Here is a 2,947-nt window from a genome sequence, read left to right on the forward strand (position 1 = left end):
CCCGTCGGGCCCGTGGGGGCGTGGGAGGGGTCGGGACATGCGGCGTGAAGACGTGAATATGGGGGCCAGGCCCATGCGCCTGGTGCAGTTCACCCGGTCTTTCCACATCGGTGGCACGGAGGTGCAGGTGCTGGAGTTGCTGCGGGGACTGCCCCCCAGCTACCAGCTCCAGGTCTCCGTGCTGGAGGACGCCGGGCCGTTGATGGGCGCGGTGTGGAAGCTGGGCTACGCGGCGGAGACGTTTCCCCTCAAGGGCTCCGTCGCGCAGGCCAACACCGCGTACCAGGTGATGCGCATGGCCCGCTGGCTGAAGTCCAACCGCGTGGACCTGGTCCACGTGCACGACTTCTACTCCACGCTCATCGCCGTGCCCGCCGCCAAGCTCGCGGGGACCAAGGTCATCGTCGGTCGGCTGGACTTGTCCCACTGGCAGGGCAAGGCGCGGCGCGCGGTGCACTCGCGGCTGACGGCCATGGCGGACCACGTCGTCGCCAACGCGGAGGCCATCCGCCGGATGCTGGTGGAGGAGGAGGGGCTGCCCGCCTCGCGCATCTCCGTCATCCACAACGGCCTGGACCTGGCCCGCTTCGACATGCGCATGCGCGAGGGCCTCAAGGCCCCGCTGCCCGACACCGGCGATTCACCCGTCATCGTCCATGTCGCCAACATGAACCACCCGGTGAAGCGGCAGGAGGACCTGCTGCTGGCGCTGGCCATGCTCCACCACGGGGGCACGCCGGTGCAGGCCTTCCTCGTGGGCGACGGGCCCCGCCGCAAGGGCCTGGAGAAGCTGGCCGCGGAGCTGGGTGTGTCGGACACCGTGCACTTCCTGCGGCACCGCACGGACGTGGCCGCCATCTACGCGCGCGCCACCCTGGGCGTGCTGTGCTCCAGCGCGGAGGGCATGTCCAACGCCGTCATGGAGGGCATGGCGGCCGGCCTCCCCATGGTGGTGACCCGGGTGGGGGGGAACACAGACCTCGTTCGCGATGGCGAGCGCGGCCTCGTCGTCCCCTCCGAGCGCCCGGCCCAGCTCGCCCAGGCCATCAACCAGCTCCTCTCGAGCCCCGAGAAGGCCAGGCGCATGGGCCGCGCGGCCCGGGACTTCGTCGCCCGCGAGCTGTCCCTGGAGCGGTTGATCCGCCTCCATGACGCGCTGTATCAACGCGTGGTTCACGGCCCCTGAGGGCCATGTCAGACCGGCGTGGATACTTCGCGTCGTTCGCCGGCAATGGGGCGCCGGCCCGTCCGTAGGTGGGGTGTTCGCACCCTACCTCGGAGCTCCCGTCATGTTGCTGCCCCTGCTGGCTGTGCTGGCCTCCGCCGCCCCGACGACGCAGACCTGGAAGTTCGACACGGATGGAACTCCCCAGGTCCATCTTTCCAATGTTAATGGCGCGGTCCGCGTAGATGCGGTAGACGGGAATAGTGTGGTAATCGAGGCTGTTCCGGAAAATCCCGACAGTTCCCGGAAAGCCATGAGCGTGGAAGTCAGCCAGGACGGTGACGCGGTGGAAGTGAAGGTGTGCTGCGGGCCCTGCGAGGCGAAGCAGCAGTCGTGTCGGGCGGAGCACGGCTCGGTGCGGTTGACGGTGAAGGTGCCGAGGGCGTCGGAGCTGGACGTTTCAGTGGTGAACGGGGCGGTGGTGGTGAAGGGGGTGACGGGGCCTCAGCAGCACGCCACGGTGAACGGCCGTGTGGAAGTGAACGGCTCGGAGCGACGTTTGTCGGTGAGTACCGTTGAGGGAGAGGTGGTACTGGCTCCCAAGAAGCTCGAGGACACCGAAGTCACGACGGTGTCGGGCAACGTCCGGCTGAAGCTGCCGGAGCGAGCGGACGCGCGGGTGGAATTCAGCTCTGTAGGGGGGAGTTTCAACGGGAGCAGCGTGGCCCTGGGGTCGAGGAAGAAGACCTACGGCGCGGGCACCCACGAGGTGGAAGTGAGCACCGTCAGTGGCTCGCTGACCCTCCAGGAATAGCTTTCGAGGCCCGTCTCCAAGTCAGACGGCCCGGGGCGCTCGCCGGTGAAACTCCAAGGCGCCGGCGAGCGCTCACTTTTTGTCGTGCCGCTTTGTGTCCCCACCTTCCGGTGGCGCGAGACGCGAGGCCCCGGCCGGCGAGCCGCTCACAGGGCGGCCCCGGCCTTCAGGAAGCGGACGTCCTGGCGCTCCGGTGCTCCGCGCCAATGGCCTGGGAGACGCTCGTGAAGCCGTCTCTCTCCAGCAGGGCGGCCAGGGCGGGGAGGATGCGGCGCACCATGCCGGGCCCCTCGTAGATGAAGCCCGTGTAGACCTGCACCACGGACGCTCCCGCGCGCAGCTTCTCGTAGACGTCCTGGGCGCTGAAGACGCCTCCCACGCCGATGATCGGCAGCGCTCCGCCCGAGCGCAGGTACGCGCGTCGGATGACGGCGTTGGCGGCCTCTCGCACGGGCGCGCCGGACAGGCCGCCGGCCTCCTTCGCGAGCGGGTGCTCGAAGGGCCGCGCCACCGTGGTGTTGGTGGCGACGAGGCCCGCGAGCTTCCGGGTGCGCGCCACGTCCACGACCTCGTCCACGGCCTCGGGCGTCAGGTCCGGGGCAATCTTGAGGAACAGGGGCTTGCCCGGGGCCACGGCGGCCAGACGCTCCTGCACGGCGCCCAGGAGCGCGGAGAGCTGCTCGGGCTCCTGGAGCTTGCGCAGGCCCGGCGTGTTGGGTGACGAGGCGTTGACCACCACGTAGTCACCCAGGGGCGCGAGCGCGTCCACGCACGCCACGTAGTCCTCCACCGCCTGCTCCAGCGGCGTGTCCTTGTTCTTGCCCACGTTGATGCCCAGCGGCCCGGGGTGCCAGGCGCGCTGACGCAGGTGGGCCGCGGCCACGGCGGCGCCGTGGTTGTTGAAGCCCATGCGGTTGATGACGGCCTGGTGCTCCGGCAGGCGGAACAGGCGGGGCGTGGGGTTGCCG

General features: G+C 69.8%; 3 protein-coding genes. 2 read left to right on the forward strand and 1 reads right to left on the reverse strand.

Annotated features, from left to right (window positions below):
• Positions 1-37: 37 nt before the first annotated feature.
• Positions 38-1,186, forward strand: a complete 1,149-nt coding sequence (exoK, locus tag HUW62_RS46630; RefSeq protein ID WP_163865560.1) for a spore coat polysaccharide biosynthesis glycosyltransferase ExoK — start codon at positions 38-40, stop codon at positions 1,184-1,186.
• Positions 1,187-1,478: 292 nt separating this feature from the next.
• A complete protein-coding gene (locus tag HUW62_RS46635) occupies positions 1,479-1,979 on the forward strand; it encodes a DUF4097 family beta strand repeat-containing protein (protein WP_163865559.1) in 501 nt (166 codons plus the stop codon).
• A gap of 166 nt (positions 1,980-2,145) precedes the next feature.
• Here the strand turns inward: HUW62_RS46635 and HUW62_RS46640 are convergent.
• A partial coding sequence (locus tag HUW62_RS46640; protein WP_176438119.1) for a quinone-dependent dihydroorotate dehydrogenase occupies positions 2,146-2,947 on the reverse strand: 802 nt, incomplete at its 5' end.

This window comes from Myxococcus sp. AM011, assembly GCF_013372595.1.
Lineage (GTDB): Bacteria > Myxococcota > Myxococcia > Myxococcales > Myxococcaceae > Myxococcus > Myxococcus eversor.

Coding starts and splice junctions, on each gene's coding strand:
- exoK (WP_163865560.1), top strand. CDS start 38: ATGCGGCGTGAAGACGTGAATATGGGGGCCAGGCCCATGCGCCTGGTG.
- HUW62_RS46635 (WP_163865559.1), top strand. CDS start 1,479: ATGAGCGTGGAAGTCAGCCAGGACGGTGACGCGGTGGAAGTGAAGGTG.